The organism is Stenotrophomonas sp. Steno-Z1 (assembly GCF_056393175.1).
Genome location: NZ_JBWJPB010000021.1, coordinates 1 through 540, shown reverse-complemented (window position 1 = coordinate 540; position 540 = coordinate 1). Strand labels below are relative to the sequence as shown.

Genomic DNA, 540 nt, shown 5'->3' with positions numbered 1-540 from the left:
AATGCCCTGGGCGGCGCGCAGTTCTCCAGCGGCACCGCCACCGCGATTGCCGGCGTGGCCGATACCGATACCGATATCGCCGCCTTCACCATCACCGACAGCAAGGGCGCAGTGGTCAACTTCGCCGCGCAGACCGTCAAGAGCGTGGGTGACGTGGCTGCCAACACCGCCGCCAACGGCAAGGCCGTGGCTGCCGCGATCAACGCCAAGATCGGCGAAACCGGCGTTTACGCCGAAGCCGATGACGCCGGCGCCCTGACCCTGACCTCGGTCAAGGACAGCGTCGACGCCGATGGCGCGTTCCAGGACATCGCCAGCACCCTGGCCGGCTTCGCCGCCACCGATCCGGCCGACGGCAAGCAGTTCGCCGACAAGATCGACGTGTCCACCGTGAAGGGCGCCCAGCAGGCCCTGGAAATCGTCGACAAGGCCCTGGGTGCGATCAACAACACCCGCGCCGACCTCGGTGCGATCCAGAACCGCTTCACCTCGGTCGTTGCCAACCTGCAGACCTCCTCGGAAAACCTGTCCGCGTCGCGC

1 protein-coding gene is annotated in these 540 nt (G+C 67.2%); it reads left to right on the top strand.

The annotated features are described in order from the left end of the window. Positions 1-540, top strand: a 540-nt coding sequence (locus tag AC06FD_RS20420) for a flagellin (protein ID WP_478078730.1), incomplete at both ends; no start/stop codon positions are given.